The sequence below is a fragment of the Cohnella silvisoli genome (assembly GCF_021190915.1).
GTDB lineage: Bacteria > Bacillota > Bacilli > Paenibacillales > Paenibacillaceae > Cohnella > Cohnella silvisoli.
This window is the reverse complement of the sequence record NZ_JAIOAP010000014.1, coordinates 17,804-34,808: the sequence shown is the minus strand read 5'-3', so window position 1 is coordinate 34,808 and position 17,005 is coordinate 17,804. Positions and strand designations below refer to the sequence as shown.

General features: G+C 49.4%; 16 protein-coding genes. 13 read left to right on the top strand and 3 right to left on the bottom strand.

The genetic code is table 11. The features are described from left to right. Positions 1 to 93: 93 nt before the first annotated feature. Positions 94 to 1,197 carry a hypothetical protein gene (locus K7P76_RS23150; RefSeq protein WP_232187690.1) on the top strand — a complete coding sequence of 368 codons (1,104 nt, stop codon included), beginning with the start codon at positions 94 to 96 and terminating at the stop codon, positions 1,195 to 1,197. Between the two features lie 31 nt (positions 1,198 to 1,228). Here the strand turns inward: K7P76_RS23150 and K7P76_RS23145 are convergent, their stop codons facing one another. After that, positions 1,229 to 1,915 (bottom strand): response regulator transcription factor, encoded by a 687-nt coding sequence (locus K7P76_RS23145; RefSeq protein WP_232187689.1) that lies wholly within the window; start codon positions 1,913 to 1,915, stop codon positions 1,229 to 1,231. A gap of 5 nt (positions 1,916 to 1,920) precedes the next feature. Then, positions 1,921 to 3,081, bottom strand: coding sequence for a sensor histidine kinase (locus K7P76_RS23140; protein ID WP_232187688.1), 1,161 nt, complete (start codon positions 3,079 to 3,081; stop codon positions 1,921 to 1,923). A gap of 188 nt (positions 3,082 to 3,269) precedes the next feature. On the opposite strand from K7P76_RS23140, the gene K7P76_RS23135 reads away from it, so the two are divergent. After that, positions 3,270 to 3,581: a LuxR C-terminal-related transcriptional regulator gene (locus tag K7P76_RS23135; RefSeq protein WP_232187687.1), complete on the top strand. Its 312-nt coding sequence runs from the start codon at positions 3,270 to 3,272 to the stop codon at positions 3,579 to 3,581. Next, positions 3,578 to 6,226: an SGBP N-terminal domain-containing protein gene (locus K7P76_RS23130; protein WP_232187686.1), complete on the top strand. Its 2,649-nt coding sequence runs from the start codon at positions 3,578 to 3,580 to the stop codon at positions 6,224 to 6,226. Before K7P76_RS23135 ends, K7P76_RS23130 begins: the two co-directional genes overlap by 4 nt. Positions 6,227 to 6,383: 157 nt before the next feature. On the opposite strand, the gene K7P76_RS23125 is transcribed toward K7P76_RS23130, so the two are convergent. Further along, positions 6,384 to 6,635, bottom strand: coding sequence for a hypothetical protein (locus tag K7P76_RS23125; RefSeq protein WP_232187685.1), 252 nt, complete (start codon positions 6,633 to 6,635; stop codon positions 6,384 to 6,386). A gap of 316 nt (positions 6,636 to 6,951) precedes the next feature. Between K7P76_RS23125 and K7P76_RS23120 the strand changes: the two genes are divergently transcribed. The 10 genes from K7P76_RS23120 to K7P76_RS23075 all read left to right on the top strand — a co-directional run bounded on the left by K7P76_RS23120 (position 6,952) and on the right by K7P76_RS23075 (position 16,844). Beyond that, positions 6,952 to 7,731 (top strand): ABC transporter ATP-binding protein, encoded by a 780-nt coding sequence (locus K7P76_RS23120; protein WP_232187684.1) that lies wholly within the window; start codon positions 6,952 to 6,954, stop codon positions 7,729 to 7,731. A gap of 1 nt (position 7,732) precedes the next feature. Then, positions 7,733 to 8,599, top strand: coding sequence for an ABC transporter permease (locus K7P76_RS23115; RefSeq protein ID WP_232187683.1), 867 nt, complete (start codon positions 7,733 to 7,735; stop codon positions 8,597 to 8,599). A gap of 175 nt (positions 8,600 to 8,774) precedes the next feature. Then, the gene (locus K7P76_RS23110; RefSeq protein ID WP_232187682.1) at positions 8,775 to 9,941 is read left to right on the top strand and encodes an ABC transporter substrate-binding protein; all 1,167 of its coding nucleotides are present in this window, start codon (positions 8,775 to 8,777) and stop codon (positions 9,939 to 9,941) included. A 50-nt stretch (positions 9,942 to 9,991) separates the two neighbouring features. After that, the gene (locus tag K7P76_RS23105; RefSeq protein WP_232187681.1) at positions 9,992 to 11,056 is read left to right on the top strand and encodes an LLM class flavin-dependent oxidoreductase; all 1,065 of its coding nucleotides are present in this window, start codon (positions 9,992 to 9,994) and stop codon (positions 11,054 to 11,056) included. Between the two features lie 49 nt (positions 11,057 to 11,105). Continuing rightward, complete coding sequence (locus K7P76_RS23100; protein WP_232187680.1) at positions 11,106 to 11,729, top strand: cysteine hydrolase family protein; 624 nt, start codon at positions 11,106 to 11,108, stop codon at positions 11,727 to 11,729. Between the two features lie 3 nt (positions 11,730 to 11,732). Further along, complete coding sequence (locus tag K7P76_RS23095) at positions 11,733 to 13,052, top strand: zinc-binding metallopeptidase family protein (RefSeq protein ID WP_232187679.1); 1,320 nt, start codon at positions 11,733 to 11,735, stop codon at positions 13,050 to 13,052. A 49-nt stretch (positions 13,053 to 13,101) separates the two neighbouring features. Beyond that, positions 13,102 to 13,608 (top strand): flavin reductase family protein, encoded by a 507-nt coding sequence (locus tag K7P76_RS23090; protein ID WP_232187678.1) that lies wholly within the window; start codon positions 13,102 to 13,104, stop codon positions 13,606 to 13,608. Beyond that, positions 13,605 to 14,129 (top strand): NADPH-dependent FMN reductase, encoded by a 525-nt coding sequence (locus tag K7P76_RS23085; RefSeq protein WP_232187677.1) that lies wholly within the window; start codon positions 13,605 to 13,607, stop codon positions 14,127 to 14,129. The genes K7P76_RS23090 and K7P76_RS23085 overlap by 4 nt, the downstream gene beginning before the upstream one ends. 18 nt (positions 14,130 to 14,147) lie before the next feature. Further along, positions 14,148 to 15,251 (top strand): TetR/AcrR family transcriptional regulator, encoded by a 1,104-nt coding sequence (locus K7P76_RS23080; protein WP_232187676.1) that lies wholly within the window; start codon positions 14,148 to 14,150, stop codon positions 15,249 to 15,251. Positions 15,252 to 15,260: 9 nt separating this feature from the next. Then, on the top strand, positions 15,261 to 16,844 hold the full coding sequence (locus K7P76_RS23075; protein WP_232187675.1) for an MDR family MFS transporter: 1,584 nt from the start codon (positions 15,261 to 15,263) through the stop codon (positions 16,842 to 16,844). Positions 16,845 to 17,005: the final 161 nt, after the last annotated feature.

The window sequence follows — 17,005 nt, the reverse complement described above, 5'->3', positions numbered from 1 at the left end:
TTGGTATCATATGAATAAAGGTTCCAAACTATCAAAAAGAAATAAGTCACTCGTTTTACTCTCTTACGGGAAACACAATGAGGAGGAACTCGTTTGAAAAGCTTACGGCATGGATTAGTCGGCGAATATCTGTTTAACGGCAACGCAGAGGATACTAGCGGGAATGGTCAGCTAGAACGCCAACGATTCAATTGGAATGATTGCTACAACTCGTTCGCGCTCGCTCTTTATGGTGCTTTGCAATATTCGAACAAGCCTATCAGTTTGCCTCAGGTTTTGTTCTATTCAGGACAGGGGTTTACCATTAACACGGATACGACTGTAGCGCCGATGGATGTAATCGGAGACGGGAGTTTGCTCAGATCGGCTTTGAACAACCTCGGTTTCGATATGGAGGTTCTTGCGGCGAACATTTACGGCGGGGACTGGGAAGAAGACACCGTCGATAAGGCGCTTTTCATGGTGCGCGAGAGTATTCAGCGAGGGTTCGCCGTCATTGGATGGAACCTTGACAACTATGAACACGGGCTCATTTATGGGTATGATGACAAGCGAAAAATTTTGAATATCCACGATATCAATGCACGGGATGGCGGGGAACTGTCTTACGATGATTTTGGACGACGTCCGTTGAATGGTAACCCCATAGACCCGGAAATGTTTGTGTTGGTGCTCAGAGAGAGAAGCGAGACTCCGCATCTGCACGTTACGCGATATACTGAGGAAGAAGATGCAAGTTATCGGAAAACATTAAGGAATGCACTCTCTCTTGCCATTCGCCATATTGATGGAGAGGGACAAGCTGGCGACGGCCGTAACAATGGAATTGCTGCGATTGATGCTTGGATTTCGGCTTTCGAGGCGGGATCGGCACACCAATTCTTCACGAGTTATAACCTTTTATGGATCACATCTACGCGGCAGTATCTGGTTCCGTTCTTCACGCAATCCGCTATTACGCATTGTATGGGGATTCAGGATACTGTTCTGCAGCGCCTCATGATGGAAGCGGCTGATGTTTATCTGTCAAGTTATCGGACATGGGTTAATTTGCGTGAGTTATTCCCATTCCCGAATGGCGCAGATACGACGGATCCGCGATTTAAGGCCGAAGCCATTAAGCTGCTTGGTGAAGCACGGGAAACTGAAGTTGCTGGGTTGGCGATATTGCGCAATATTGTGAGTCACTTGTCTTAGGGGTATGAGGATTCCTCTTATTCAGAAGGGATCAATGGTCTTGTTCGTGAAGGTAAGCGACGGCTTCCGATCGGCTGGACACGTTTAGCTTTTTGTATATGATGCTAAGATAGTTTTTAACGGTACCCGTTGTTAAGAACAATTCAGAAGCGATCGTTTGATTAGACTTCCCTTGTTCCAGCTTCCTTACAATGCTTCGTTCCTGAATGGACAAACCTCTCAATCTTTCATCATGCTGTTGATTGGGAGAGGGTGTGATACTTTCTTTCGACGATCGTTGTTCATGTTGTTCCGATGAATAGAGCGCCTGAGCAAGACGCAACTGGATGCTGACGGGGTAATTCATTCTCCCATCTATACAGTCCTGAACCGTAGATAGAATTTTTTCAGTCTCAACTCCTTTTACCAAAAAGCCGCTAGCTCCATGACGAATCGCTTCCAATATATATTCTTCGTCCTCGAAAGTAGACAAAATCAGCACCTTGGTTTCAGGGAATTCCGTTTTGATTTGTTTTGTTGCTTCCAAGCCATTAAGCTTTGGCATATGGATGTCCATCAGAACAAGTTGAGGACGATGCAATTGTACTTGCGTTATCGTAGCCAAGCCATCGCCCGTTTTTGCTACTACGTTATATTGTCCCTCCATGCTCAGAATGGCCGCTAAACCGTCACGGATTAAGGGTTGATCATCTGCGATAAGAATGGTTGTTTTAGGCAATTCGCTCACCCCGCTCGATCGTTATCTTCTGAAAAAGGGATTGTGATCTCCAGTGTTACACCGCTGGCAGAACCTTTGGCTGAAACGGATAACACCCCTCCAACTTCCTCAACTCGCTCTTTCATGGCATTCAGGCCAAAGCCATAATCAATTTGGGATGGCGATTTACCATTATCGGATAAAATAAATCGTATGTGCTTAGCACGATAAGTTAACGAGAAGTGGAAATAGGTGCTGGTACCATGCCGGATCCCATTTGTAATCCCTTCTTGTAATGCGCGATAAATGGCCAGCTCGATCTTGGGTGACAGCTCAGGTATCGTTGTGCCTATTTCGCATGCAATTTCCACGCTGGTTTGTTTTTTGGTTTCATCGATCAACCTTAGAAGCTCGGGTATGAACTGGTGATCAGGGATGTTTTCACGCAACAAATGCACGGAGCTTCGTACGTCATTCAGACCGGTTAAAATATTCGCTTTCGTTCTGTCGATCATTTCCTGTGCAAGGGAGTGCTGGTTTTTCTTAATCGCGTGCGCTGCCGTTTGCAACCCGGTTAACGCTGATGTCAGCGTATGTCCAACCGAATCATGAATTTCACGAGATATTCGGGTCCGTTCTTGTATTTTGGCCTTGCGCTCAAGCTCTATCGAGGCCATGCGGAGTTGTTCATTGTCTCGAGCTAAGTCATTCTTTTGCTGTACGGCAATTTTGGCAAGAAGACTCATCCCGAAAATGGCAAAGTAGTCGATAACTCGAGGAATAAGAAAATAGATTTGATCAAAAGGCGGAAAATGGCGATAGACCAGCACGCCCAGGAATATGCAAGCATAGGTCATGATCGTAAAAATTAAAGAATGGATTCTGGAATGATGAAAGGTAAATTCTCCAATGAGAATTAAGAGATAGATTTGTGCAATAAAACTTTCCGACCACACCGATATGACCAAAGCCAATAGGAGTTGCAAGAGCAAAAATCGGATGCCAGTCATCCGGCGCAGATCGACCTTCATGATGTAATCTCGAACGAGGACGACAGTGATATAAAAGCAAGATAGCAACAAGAGGCCAATAGAAAACTTCGCCGTATGCATCAATAAGATGACCGTTGCTCCTATAACGATTATGGTTAAGATGAGAGTCATTTTTCTATTTATTTGTGCATCCATATGATGTCCTCGCATGCTATTTATAATCTACTCTATCACATAAGTGACTTAAGTCATATGAATTAGAAAATAGTGTCGAAAAATGACAGAATTACTGTTCTGCTAGTGAATTTCTTCATCTAGGATAGGTCATTGGATACATTTATAATGAGACTAACTTGATCGAATAATGAAGAACGGGGATACTCATGAACCTGACAGTAGCTGCAGATTACAAGCGCTTGAATGATCTTCTGATGGAGAGCATGGATCCCGCAATGAGCAGTTTTTCAAGCCGTTATCAAATTACGCTGCGGGAGTCGGAAATTCTGATTCTGATCGCTGTATATGGCTTTTCCAATCGCGAAATTGCTGAACAGTGCGCGATCACTGAAAAAACGGTTAAAAATCATATTGCAAACGTTATGAACAAGCTTGGCGTAAAATCGATGCGGAAATTGCTTTCTCTGCTATTCAGCTATGTACTTTCCAGAAGTTTCGCATATGGAGGGAATATATGATTCGCAAAGCAATCATACATACTGTTCTAATGCTAATGGCCGCGTTGCCGTTTCTTGGCGTATTTGCTAAGGATGCATCAGCGGCTTCTTCTCGTGTCGCCGTAATCAAGGAATTGAAAGGGACCCTTAAAGTGAAGAAAGCCGGGGGCTCCAAAGAGTTTACGGCATTCGTCAAGATGAGTCTGAATGAAGGCGATGTGTTGAAGACAGGTGCAGGCAGCTCTGCGGTTCTTCAATTCGCCAACGGTTCATCCGAGGACGATAAGATAACTGTAACGGACAATACGACGCTCACGTTCTCCAAGCTGAGCAATAACAAGGGGACGAGTACGAAAGTCAGCATGTTTAATGGCTCCGCCTGGGTGGACGTCAAGTCAATAACGAGCAAGGATGATGAGTTCACTTTGGAAACGCCGACGGCGGTCATGGGCGTAAGGGGGACGCATTTGCTCGTTTCCGTAAATCCGGAGACGGGAGCGACCCGTTTATCGGTTGCGGCTGGGGTTGTTACAGCTTCTTCAACCGATTCCGGCAGTGCAGCATCCCAGAATGTTCATCCAACCCAGGGTGCCTTATTCACGGATGACGACCAAGGAGCCTCGGAAATTACGATTGCTCCCGTTGACCTTGAGCAATTGATGAACCAGAGCGATGCGACTATCATCCAGGCTATCCTAGAGAATGCTGCGGCAATCACTCTGGAGAATGAACAATACGTGGCACGATACGAAAAAGAAGGTATTCCCGCGGAGATCGGCATGTCTCCTAAGGATCTTGATCGTTTCAAGTCGAATACGGAAAATCTGCTGGGAAGCATTGCGAATCAGGCATTGAAGAGCGGATTGCTGACGCAAGAGAGATTGGATCAGATTATAGCCGAGGTGAAGAGTCAATCCGGCATAGTCGTAGACCTGACCAAAAACACCCTTGTACTGACCGAAGAGGAGCAGCGGCTGAAAGAGAAGCAGCGCCTTAAGGACGATGCCGCTACCAATCAAGCCGATGAGCGCAAGAAGAAGGAAGCGGCGGATCGGAAGGCAAACGAGTCTCTGTTGAATAAGCTCGAGGAAGAACGCAAAGCCAAGGAGGAAGCGAATCGCAAAGCTGCGGAAGAGAAGCAGCGCGCAGCCCGGGAGGAGTACGAGGCGCAGTTGGCGCCAGCCGAGAAAAACCGGTTCGAGACGGAGAAGAAGCAACGCGAGGAAGAAACTGCGCTGGCGAGTGTTTCGCCAACGCCTTCGCCATCACCATCACCATCACCATCACCATCGCCATCACCGAGTCCGGTGTTGTCTCAGAATGCGGATTTGGCTGGGTTGCTACTTACTTACGTTGATTCATTGGGCGCAGTAGTTCCTGTGTTAGTCGAACCGACAATGAGCCCGGCAATCGTATCCTATTCGGCTAGTGTACCTAATACGGTATCTCAGTTAAAGCTAACGCCGAATGTTGCGGATACCGGTAAAGCTACGGTTATGATTAATAGTCAATCCTTATCCAGCGGATCTGTAAGTGTACAACTCGGAAGCGCAGGAAGTACGAAGTCGATACCGGTCACCGTGATCGCCGAGAACGGCTCGACGAAGACTTATACGGTGAATGTATTTAGACAGCCGAATTTGGTGAGTTCGTCAGAGGCTGCAGTTACAGGATTAGAAGAGTTTGATCCCGCCCAAACCCATTACACGCTGAGTCCGGTATTAAGCAACGTCGGGTCTTTACCGATGACCTTTGGTACAGAATTCAGCAATATTCAAATAGACGTAGAGGTTATTGGTGAGGGTTCCAACGTGCATAGCCTTGAGCCGAGTCCTTCACCCGGCGTGCAATTCAATGTTCCGCTGACTGGCGGTATGAATGATATCGTAGTCACTTTATTAGATATGAATGAGGGGATTTCGCAGAGCTATTTGTTTACGGTCGTTCGTGAGTTGTCAGAAGCTAAGGAGATTACTTCGTTTAACTTCGCAGGTTTGAGTGTCACAGGAGCCATTAACGTTACGAACAAAACGATCGCCCTGACCGTGCCTTACGGAACGAATCTGACGTCGCTTGTGCCGACCATCGCGTACACGGGAAAAAGCATCTCGCCAAACACGGGTGAACCACAAAACTTCGAGACAACGAAAATATATACGGTGACGGCAGAAAATGGAACGATGCAGGCGTATACGGTGACTGTTACGGTGGCTGGTCCCCCAGTAAATCTTGCTCTAAATCCGATTGGGACGGGATATCCGAATGTTTCAGCATCCTTTACGTGCGGCTGCGACAGCGTATGGAGTACGGTGAATGGTATTTTCTCCTACAATGAGAGTCCGCGCGATCGTTGGACCAATTACGGTGGGAATTCAACCGACTGGTTGGCTGTTGATTTTGGGTCGGTCCAAACTTTTAACCAGGTGAAACTATACGTGTTTAATGACGGCGGTGGCGTGAAGCCTCCGGCAAGCTATGTGATCCAATATTGGAACGGAACTGGCTGGGTTAACGTAACGAATCAAACCCAAAACCCTGCTACCCCTGCAGCCGCTTTGAATACGGTGAATTTTGATGCCGTCAACTCCTCTAAACTGCGAGTCGTATTTACAAATCAAAGCGGTGCGTATAGCGGAATTGTCGAGATTGAAGTTTTTCTGAATTGACCTTGTGGTAGATTAAGCGGCAGTATCCGCGGTAATGGCGGCCATTGAACAATTGCCTTTCTAATTCTCTGTGGCATTAAAACTCTTTATTACTCGAAGTAGGCGAATTCTTTCGCCTGCTTTTTTTGTGCGTTCAGAAGGCATAAGTTTCCATGTCCTAATACTCAACAGCGAAGATGGCTGGAAGCACCTCGCCATAGTCGGAAAAAGCGACTATAAGCAGGGAAGATGGCTGAAGCAGCTCACGATAGTCGGAAAAAGCGACTATGAGCAGGGAAGCGGGCTGCAGAACCTCGCCATAGTCGGAAAAAGCGACTATAAGCAGGGAAGATGGCCGAAGCACCTCACTATAGTCGGAAAAAGCGACTATGAGCAGGGGAAGAGGGCCGAATTGGCCACGTGATATCACCTGTCAAATGATTAGTTCGGGGAAGGCCTATGTGAAAGATTACGTAATATTTTATTACATAAAATTATCTTATATGTTCCTACTGACAGTCTAAACCCATAAATTCTGCGTTATAACTATCATATACATGACATTAAATTGGGTTAAAGCCGCGTTTTCCCGTATGAATTATCATTATGTAATTATTATTGACACGCATAGTCATGTGTGATAATTTAGTTAACAAGAAGTTTAACTGAAAAATAAAATTATTAATTTTTTAATTAAACCATAAATTTGCAGCTGCAAAAAATTCAATCAGAGTGGTGATCTCACATTGACCTACATCGCGGTTAATCGAATTTCTAAGAAGTTTCAACGTCGGGGTCAAGTAACGGAGGCACTGAGGGACGTAGCCATCGAGATGGAGCAGGGCACCTTTGTCAGCTTGATCGGCCCGAGCGGCTGCGGCAAATCGACGTTGCTGCGAATTATCGGGGGGCTGGAAACGGCGGACGATGGCGAAGTGCTGGTCGATGGAGTCACTCCTATTGAAGCGCAATCGGATAAACGATTTGGATTCGTACCGCAATCGCCTGCGTTATTCCCATGGCGGACCATTATCGAGAATATGCAGCTTCCGTTCGAGGTCAACCGCAAAGGCGGGCGACAAACGCCCGAGCAAAGTGAAGAGGCGAAAGAGCTATTGAGGTCCGTGGGGCTGGGGGAGTTTCTTAATGCTTATCCGAAAGAGCTTTCGGGGGGCATGCAGCAACGGGTCGGTATTGTCAGAGCTTTCGCTTCAGGCGCTCCTATTCTATTGATGGATGAGCCGTTCTCCGCATTGGATGAAATTACCCGCGAAATGATTCGGTACCAGCTGATGGATATTTGGGAGTCGCATAAGAAAACGGTAATCTTCGTCACTCACAGTATTCGGGAGGCGGTGTTCCTCTCTGACAAGATCGTGGTGATGTCGAACCGGCCGGGCCGAATTTCCGAAATCGTCGACATTGATTTGCCGAGACCGCGTTCGCATGAATTAGAAGAGACGAGCGAGTATCAGCGGTATGTGCACCATATCAAAGGATTGTTGCGAGAAAGGTGGGAGCACTGAAATGTCCACAACGGAAAATGCAATCGATAGCAGGCTGGCAACGCCAGCACCTGTCCTTGAGAAGAAAGCCCCAATGAAATTAAGGGCAATGTTCAATAGCGACGGTTACTGGAGCCATTACATTCATCCCGCTCTCGCTTTCATTTGTTTATTCGGCACATGGGAGCTTGTCGTTCGGATATTCCATGTCAACGCCCTTACCCTTCCGGCGCCTTCCAGCATTCTGAAAGCCGTGTTCTCGGACTTTGGGTTTTATCTAGAACACGCAGGAATTACGCTGTACGAGGCGATTATTGGATTTGCCGTCGGAACGACCGTCGCTTTGATCGGCGGCGTGCTGATGTCCCATTCCCGGTTTCTGGAACGGACATTGCTGCCGATAGCCGTTCTCGCGAACGTAACGCCGATCGTCGCAATTGCTCCCCTCCTCATTATCTGGTTCGGATTTGGCCCGTTGCCGAAAATCATTATCGCGGCGATCATTACTTTTTTCCCGATGTTGGTCAATTCCATTACGGGCTTCCGTTCAATCGATCAGAACAATTACGAATATATGCGCTCGCTTCACGCGAATAAGCTGGAAATTTTCCTGAAGCTCAGGTTTCCGAACAGTCTCCCCTTTCTATTTTCCGCTGCCAAAACCTGTATTAGTCTCAGTGTCATCGGAGCAGTCGTTGCCGAATGGAGCGGCTCGGATAAAGGGCTTGGCAACCTCATCATGATGTTCAGCAATTATATGCAGATGGAGCGGATGTTCGCGGCTATTCTGATGCTGGCCGTTATGGGCATCGTTCTCACCACGCTTGTTCGTATCGCCGAGCAGCGGGCTCTTTACTGGCATAGTTCCACGCATAAGCGCAACGGGTAACTTCCCTCCAATACAACAACAGCGGCTCGTGGCAAACCTATTCATTGAAGGGGGTGATGGCGTTCGGCGCAGCGCCATGTGACATGGGTCATGATTTTCGGTCGCGTATAACTGGGTAATCGGAGCAGGAGCAAGCCGTCATCATTACGCTAAAACAGGATAGGAGAATGTAACCATGCTGACAAATAGAAAAAGAAAAAATGCGGTAGGAGCATTGTTGTTAATCGTAGTATTGATCCTGGTAACGGCAGGCTGCGGGGGCGGCAATTCGAACTCTTCGGAGAGCTCAAGTCCAACGTCTTCAGCTTCAGTTGCTTCCCCAAGTGCGTCAAGCAGCAGTAGCAGCAGTCCTTCCGATGGAACTCCGACGGGCATTGATTGGGCAGCGCGTAAAGAAGCAAATAAGGCTGCTGGAAAAATTCGATATACGACAGGTTATTATTTTGCAGCTTCCTCCCCCGACGTACAGGCGGTTATGGCGGATGAGCTCGGGTATTTCAAAGAGCTGGGTCTGGATGTAGACATTCAACCCGGACTGGATTCGCAGGGAATGAAGTTCCTGGCGGCTGGGCAAGCGCAATTCTCAAGCGCGGGTAATCCGAGTCTGGTTATTACTTCTGTAGAGAGCGGTGCGGAGATCAAAGGTGTGGCTACGTTCGGGTCTGTCGGCGTAAATGCCCTTATGGTCATGGAAGATTCCGATATTCATAGTCCGAAAGATTTAGTTGGCAAAACATTAGGCTACAAAGGCGCAATCCCCTCCTACGTGATCTCGATGCTGAATTCGGAAGGCGTGACCCGCGATCAGATTAAAGCGGTATCCGTCGGCTACGATCCGCGCATTCTGGATGGGAAGGTGGATGCCTTGACGGTATACAAGACGAACGAACCTTTTATTATGCAAAAAGCCGGGTATAAGGTACGTCTGATCGATCCCGGCGAATTCGGGGGAGAGACCTCTTTCGGCGTCGTTGCGGTTAATTCGAAATTTGCTTCCGAGTTTCCGACGGCGGTTGAAGATTTCCTGCGCGCACTGTCTAAAGCTCACGAATACGCTCTTCAACATCCGGAAGAGACGCTCAAAGCAATGCAATCGCGTTCGGAAGCGGGTTACGATCTAGAAGCGGAAACGAATCGTTGGGCAGTTGAAAGCAAGCTGGTGCAGGATCATCTGCCGGAAGGACATGGCGTTGCATGGCAGACGGATGTGCAATGGCAGCGTGAAGTCGATATGTTGGTGAAAGCCGAAGTCATTAAGGCGGCATTGCCCCTTGATCGCGTAATGGACAATTCGTTTATTAACTCCATCTATGACGGCACAACTTTGATCTGGCCTAAATAAGCTGAATTTTATGAAGATGAATAAATGAACAATTTGGAGTGGGTAGAGAGATGAGCAGCAATGTGGATTATAACAAAATTGATTTCGGTGTATTTCTTCCGATTACGAACGGCGGATGGATTATATCCGATACGACGCCGAAAGTAGTAGGCAGCTATGAACAGAATCGGAACGCCGCCATATTGGCGGAAGAGATCGGATTGGATTTTATTATGTCTATGGCCAAATGGAGGGGTTACGGCGGTCGGACGAACCATTGGGGCACATCGCTCGAGTCGATGACGATGATGGCCGGTCTGGCGGAGGCGACTTCGCGGGTGAAAGTGTATGCTACCGTGCATACGCTGTTGTACCATCCCGCGGTCGCAGCCAAAATGTTCGCGACGCTGGATCAGATCAGCAACGGCAGAATCGGCATGAACGTCGTTTCGGGTTCTTTTTCCAAGGAATTTCAACAAATGGGCATGTGGCCGGAGCATCTCGATCATGACGGACGTTATGAGCTTGCCAAGGAATGGATGCAAGTGGTCAAGCGGTTATGGAGCGAAGATCGCGTCGATCATCAAGGTGAATTCTTTCAATTGACGGATTGCATGTCGTATCCTAAGCCGGTTCAGAAACCGCGTCCTTCCATTATATGCGCGGGGCAGTCGGACAAAGGCATGGGCTTCACGATTGACGAAGGCGATGCGTGTTTCATAGGCGGCAAGGATATTCCGGACTTGGCTAGGGTGAGCGCCCGGGCGAAACAATTGGCTGAGGAGCGCAATAAACCGATTAAGACTTATGCTATGTTCGGCATCTATCCGGGTGCGACGGAAGAAGAAGCAAACGATCGGATGAAGTTGTATCAAGAAGGCGTGGACCGCGAGGCTATTATGGGCTTGCTGGAAAGCTACGGCATGGCGGTCGATGGTACGGAGACGTCGATAGCAGCACGGGCTAAGACGGCTTTTATGTCCGAACCGATATCCGGCACCGCCGATCAGATCACCCAAAAGATCAGATACATTATCGAAACGGCAAACTTGGACGGCATGATGCTGACTTTCTCCGATTATGATGCGGATATGCGCTTTTTCGGGGAGAAGGTACTGACGCAATTGCGGGGATAACGCGAAACATAATCGATGATATCCGTCATCGGATGGCAGGTGAAATAGAATGGTTGATATCCCGAATGCGGGAATGGCTTTGTTGTTGGTGGACGTGCAGAGAGACTTCTGCGCGAAGGATGGGAAGATGTCGGAATGGGACGCGGATTTATCCGCGGTCGATCCGGCTGTTGACCGAATCGAGGAATTGATCGCCGCCGCTCGGGCGACTCACGTGCCGATTATCTATATCGCGCTCGTGACTTCTCCCGAGACGGATTCGCCGGCCATGCTTGAATGGTATGCTCGACAAGGACAAGATCTTTCGGGTGTTGCGGTATGCAGGACTTCCACGGCCGGGGCGGACTTCTATCGAATTGCGCCCCTTCCCGGGGATATGGTGGTCCACAAACAGCGCTATAGCGGGTTCGTCGGCACGAATCTGGAATTGATGTTAAAGAGCAACGGCATAAGGAAGCTTCTGGTTACCGGATTCACGACGGAATGTTGCGTGGAATCTACCGTGCGGGACGGATTCATGAGAGATTACGAATGTTTCGTCGTCTCGGACGCTTGCGCGGCGTACTCGCCGGATATTCATGAAGCATCGATGAGGGCGATGGAGCTTAACTTTGCTACGAGCGTAACGACAGAACAGGTTGTCCGTAGCTGGGGCACCGTAATTGGAGGTTAGCGAATGATTGCAATAAAGCCGGATGGCCCTATTTCGAGTCTCGAATTGCAGGAGGTCGCCGAGACGATCCGTAAAGCTATCGATAAGCAGGAATTAATTGATCTGGTCCTGGAACTCGGAAATATTCGTTCTCTCGCCGGTTATGAGAAAGACGCGGGAGATTACGTATATGAATGGATGAAACGCGAGCAATTCGCGCCGAAGCGGGTAGGAATGGTTCCGGATCGATTTAATGTCATCGGTCGGTATGGCGGGCAAAATCCAACTCAAGGGAAAAACCTGCTATTGACGAGTCATCTGGACACGGAATCACCGCAATATAACTATCTCGACAGCTGGAAATATCGTCCGGGTTCGGTCGAAAGATCGGAATGGCTCGAGGCTAAATTGGAGAACGGCGTATTTTCCGGCCGCCCGGTCGAGAACGACCGGGGTCCGATGGCTTGCTTCCTTATTGGAGCCAAGGCGTTGAAGAAAACGGGATTGCCGATGGCGGGCACGCTATATTTGACGGCTTGCCCGGCGGAGATCGGCCCTGAGCATGTCGAGGAATTTCAGGGTACGCAGTATTTAGGCAAGGAAATCGGGGCGCAGTTTATGATGACGCACGGCGGCGTAGCCCCGGATTTCGCGATCGCTGCTGAAGGGACGGATTTCGGCATCTCCTGGGTATCTTGCGGACACGCCAATTTCCGTATCGATCTGTATGGGCAAGATATTTTTACGCCATTGCTTGAGCATCCAACAGAGCTTCGCAAACATCCGAGTCCGTTGGTGCAGGTTGCTCCATTAATAGAAGCTTTGCAGCGGTGGTGCATCGAGTTCGAGAAAGACAACACTTATCATTCACCCGGCGGCACGGCCATTCCGAAGGTGCAAATCGGCGCTATCCGCGGCGGAGACCCTCACGTCATGGGCAGCGGAAGCGAAGTATGCTCCGTGTATCTGGGCTTGACCCTTACGCCGGTTCAGACCATTGCGGATGCGCAACGGCAGTTGGAAGCGTTGATGGCGGCGGAAGGCTTTGACGGCAAAGTGGAGCCTATCGTCTATCGCCAAGGATTCGAGGCTGACGCCGTACAGGTCGGCGGGCTTCACCGTGCATTAAGCCGGTCCAGCGTATCGATTGGCAAAGGGGAAACGAAGCAAGGGCATCCTATCTACTCCAGTATGTGGCGGGATCATAACGTATTCAACATGTATCATATACCCGCGGTTACTTACGGCCCGAGGAGATTTGGCCCGACAGTGGATGACATGATTGACGCTGCAGTTGTCTACGCGACTTCTGCGTGGCTGATCTGCAATCGGCTGGAAGGCTGAACCTTGAATGGAATAAGCTGCTTTCTTTTTAATTAAGGAGGGATTAAAATTGGATTCAACGGCATGGAGAAGCGCTATGGGCAAGTTTGCGACGGGAATTACCGTAATTACGACTAAAGATGCCGAGGGAAATCCTCAAGGGATGACGGTTAACGCGTTTACCTCTTTATCTCTGGACCCGCCGATGCTGCTGGTTTGTCTGGATAACAAGAGCGCGACGCTGAAGCATATTTTGGATTCGAAGACGTTTTGCGTTAATATTTTGTCTGCGGAGCAGGAAAATGTTTCGCGTTCCTTCGCCCGCAGGGGAGACGTAGACAAATTCGAAGGCATTCCGTACCATATCGGGGTGACCGACATCCCCGTGCTGGATGGCTGTTTGGCTCATGTAGTATGCGGCTTGCGCAAGGCGGTTGAAGGCGGCGATCATCAGATATTGCTGGGCGACGGCTTGCAGCTGAGCATTCAACAATCGGAGACGGGGCCTCTTATTTTCTACGGCGGCAAGTATGGGTATTTGACCGACAGCCTTCCGCAGGGGGCAAGCGCATCATGAAAATAACCGCCATCGTAGGAAATCCGAAAAGCCGTTCCAAAACCTACGGCATTGCAGAAGAGGTTCTCAAGCACATTAGCGCGAATATTACGCCGGATGGTGAGACGGCGGACGAAGCCGTTGTAGACCTGGCGGATACCGCTCCGGCGCTGCTGGATTGGGGAAATGCCGAGGTCATGCGGCAGTTGGAACGCGTATGCAGCTCCGACATCGTCATCTTCGCCAGTCCGACTTATAAAGCGACTTATACCGGGTTGCTGAAGCTATTCGTCGACCAACTTCCCGTGCAGGCGCTTGCCAACATTATAGCTATTCCCGTTATGGTCGGAGGAGCGCCTCATCATAGTCTGGCAGTGGAAGCCTATTTGCGCCCGCTGTTGGTGGAGACGGGCGCGATCTGTCCGACGCGCGGATTGTATGTACTAGACTCTCAAATCGACAATTTACCAGACGTTATCGGTAACTGGTATGAGGCGTCAGCGCGGGTTCTGCGCAGCGTCGTTGTCGGCAAGGGGGCATGAGGGGAGAATAAGAGGACATTGGAAACCGAAAGTTTGGATGAAGTGAAAACATCGGTTCAGGCGCGTATTCTGAATGCGGCGGAGGATATCTTTGCCCGAATCGGGTTCGCCGGCAGCCGAATGAATGAAATCGCTGTCAAAGCTGGCGTCAATCAGGCATTGATTCACTATTATTTCGAGTCCAAGGAAAAGCTGTACATGGATGTGGTCACGAGGCTTTTCAAGCAATGGGAGTTCCACGTCAATGATATACTGCTGGAGAACGAGGCGCCTCAAGCGTTGCTTCGCAAATATATTAAGGAACATTTCGAGTTGAAATGCAAGCTGCCTAACCTGTATAAAATCTATCATCGGGAGTCGTTGGAAGGCGGCAACCTGTTTTCTAAGTATGCATCGACCAAATGGACCAAGGATACAGAGGAAAAGTCGCAGATTCTCGCAAGCTGGAAAAGAGCCGGCATCATTCAAGAGCAAATGCATGAGCAAGTGCTGCTGCATCTGATCTGGGGAATGATGAACCAGTTTTACTATCGCAGCGCGGAGGATATGCGGGAAGAGTTAAAGCTGCAGGGCACTTACGAGGAATTGAAAGATATACTCGCCGATCAGATCATTAGGTTGACGCTCTACGGCGTGCTGCCGCGCGAAGATGCGAGTCGCAGGGGAACGGCGGAAGAGCGTGCGAATGATATAGCGGCGAAGCGGGTATATGTCCTGCTGCCGACCGAAGTCCGTTCGCAGGGTAAAAGCGAGATTGAAGAGCTGCTGGACGGCCTGCGAATAATTCACGGTATGGAGCTTCAGATCCTTGAGCGGGAAGACGAGCTATTGGATGTATTGAGCAAGGTGTGCCCGCGACTGATAGTCGTCTGCACGACGACGAAATTCGGTGAAATCCCTTCCGCGACGCACGAGCTGCTCGTGAAGCTGGAGAATCATTCTTCTTTGATCGCCGGTCGTTTTGTTGCCGTGTGGACAGTGCGGGATAAACCCGCCGGAGAAGCATTGCAGCGGACATTAGAGGAAGCGCTTAACCGGCTTGGCGCCTATGCGGTTGCTCGCGTACCCGGCCAATCCAGTCGCGACTATGCCGGCCGCTGCGCTAAACTTGTAGAAATCTAGGTGGTAGCTTTGAATTCGGATAAGTATGTGGATCGGCGTTCTAAGTCGCAATTAAATTGGATTATGTCGGCTTTGCTCGTAAGCATTTTTTTGACGCAAGTGGATCAGACGATCGTCTCGACTGCACTGCCGACAATCGTGTCGGAATTGAATGGTTTGCAGCAAATGTCCTGGGTGTTTACCGTCTATATGCTCGCTTCAACGGTTATGATGCCGATTGCGGGGAAGCTCTCGGACATCTTTGGAAGAAAAAGCTTCTATATGCTCGGACTATCCTTGTTTATGTCAGGGTCAATCTTATGCGGTCTGGCTGACAGTATGACGCAATTGATTCTATTTCGAGGCATACAGGGGCTGGGGGCGGGATTTATTATCCCCATTACGTTTACGCTTGTGTTCACAATAATGCCGAAAGAAAAAGCGGGGAAATACCAAGCTTTCTATATGAGCGTGTTTGCTTTATCGTCCGTTGTCGGGCCTTCGTTGGGCGCTCTGATTACGGAGCATCTCGATTGGCGCTGGAATTTCTACATTAACCTTCCCGTCGGGCTGTATATTTTTATAGTTCTGAACCGCTGTTTGCGGGACAAGCAGCGGGCAGCGGAAGGCCGACCGTCCGTGGATGTCAAAGGCGCGTTGCTGCTGGCTTTAACTACGTTGTCGATTTTATTGGCTTTGAAAATGGGAGGAGAGCAGTTCGCCTGGCTATCCGTCCCGATTATCGGACTGATCCTGCTGGGGGCGATAGGTCTTACGTTGTTCCTTGTCGTTGAGATGCGAGTTAAGGAGCCGATTTTGCCGCCGGCATTGTTTCGGAGCAAAGTGATCTCCGCCACGTTAACGGCAACTTTCTTACAGGGGATGATTATGTATGGCGCGCTGCTGTACATTCCTTTGTTCGTGCAGGGCAGCATGGGTGGAGATGTCGGCGATGCGGGCAATACGTTAACGCCGATGATGTTCTCGATCATGATCGGTGCGACTTTGAGCAACTTTCTTCTGAAAAGATGGACTTACAGATCCGGGATTATCGCCTCAATGTCTATGGCTGGACTCGGTATGCTGGGCATGACTTATATGCCTCTGGACGTTCATTTCTGGATTATGGCGTTGGTGATGCTGCTGATTGGCATTGGAATCGGCATTCTTATGCCACTTGCCCAGATGGCGGTCACTTACAGCGCTGAAGATCGCTTCAAAGGGATCGCGACATCGACGGTCGGCTTCAGCCGTTCGGTCGGGGGCGTATTCGGCTCGGCGGTATTGGCGGCTATCGTGAATAACCGACTGTCTTCGGCGGTTCAAGAGCATGCGGCTGAATTTAATCTTAGCGGTGAGGAATTGGCTAGTCTCGCCGACCCGCGACAATTGTTGAGCGTGGATTCTTCGTTATCCGACGCGGCTGCTCGTCTGCTCCGGCAAGCGTTGGGAAATTCACTGCAACTAGGCTTCTGGTTTCTGGTCATTGTTGCAGGCTTAGGTATTGTCGCCGCGCTTTGGACGGGAAAAGCTCGGTTCGAGACGGATGAGCTATCAACGCCGGATAAGAGCGCAACAACTTCGGCCGCTTCGATTCCAGGCGTTGGGCACTGAATGGTCCGAGAAAAGTAGGCCGTTCGGAAATGTGATGCGTACGTAATAGGGGTACCCTGCAGCTTGCTGCGTGGTATTTCTGTTGGAGCTGGTGTACCGGGCGTTTAGGATTAATCGGGGGGAACCGTACGAAGAATTCCATAAGACGAGGGAAGCTGATC

What these genes read in the sequence shown, in the direction of transcription:
- K7P76_RS23115 (WP_232187683.1), top strand. Translation starts at nt 7,733, where the DNA reads ATGTCCACAACGGAAAATGCAATCGATAGCAGGCTGGCAACGCCAGCA.
- K7P76_RS23135 (WP_232187687.1), top strand. Translation starts at nt 3,270, where the DNA reads ATGAACCTGACAGTAGCTGCAGATTACAAGCGCTTGAATGATCTTCTG.
- K7P76_RS23130 (WP_232187686.1), top strand. Translation starts at nt 3,578, where the DNA reads ATGATTCGCAAAGCAATCATACATACTGTTCTAATGCTAATGGCCGCG.
- K7P76_RS23105 (WP_232187681.1), top strand. Translation starts at nt 9,992, where the DNA reads ATGAGCAGCAATGTGGATTATAACAAAATTGATTTCGGTGTATTTCTT.
- K7P76_RS23095 (WP_232187679.1), top strand. Translation starts at nt 11,733, where the DNA reads ATGATTGCAATAAAGCCGGATGGCCCTATTTCGAGTCTCGAATTGCAG.
- K7P76_RS23100 (WP_232187680.1), top strand. Translation starts at nt 11,106, where the DNA reads ATGGTTGATATCCCGAATGCGGGAATGGCTTTGTTGTTGGTGGACGTG.
- K7P76_RS23085 (WP_232187677.1), top strand. Translation starts at nt 13,605, where the DNA reads ATGAAAATAACCGCCATCGTAGGAAATCCGAAAAGCCGTTCCAAAACC.
- K7P76_RS23140 (WP_232187688.1), bottom strand. Translation starts at nt 3,081, where the DNA reads ATGGATGCACAAATAAATAGAAAAATGACTCTCATCTTAACCATAATC.
- K7P76_RS23110 (WP_232187682.1), top strand. Translation starts at nt 8,775, where the DNA reads ATGCTGACAAATAGAAAAAGAAAAAATGCGGTAGGAGCATTGTTGTTA.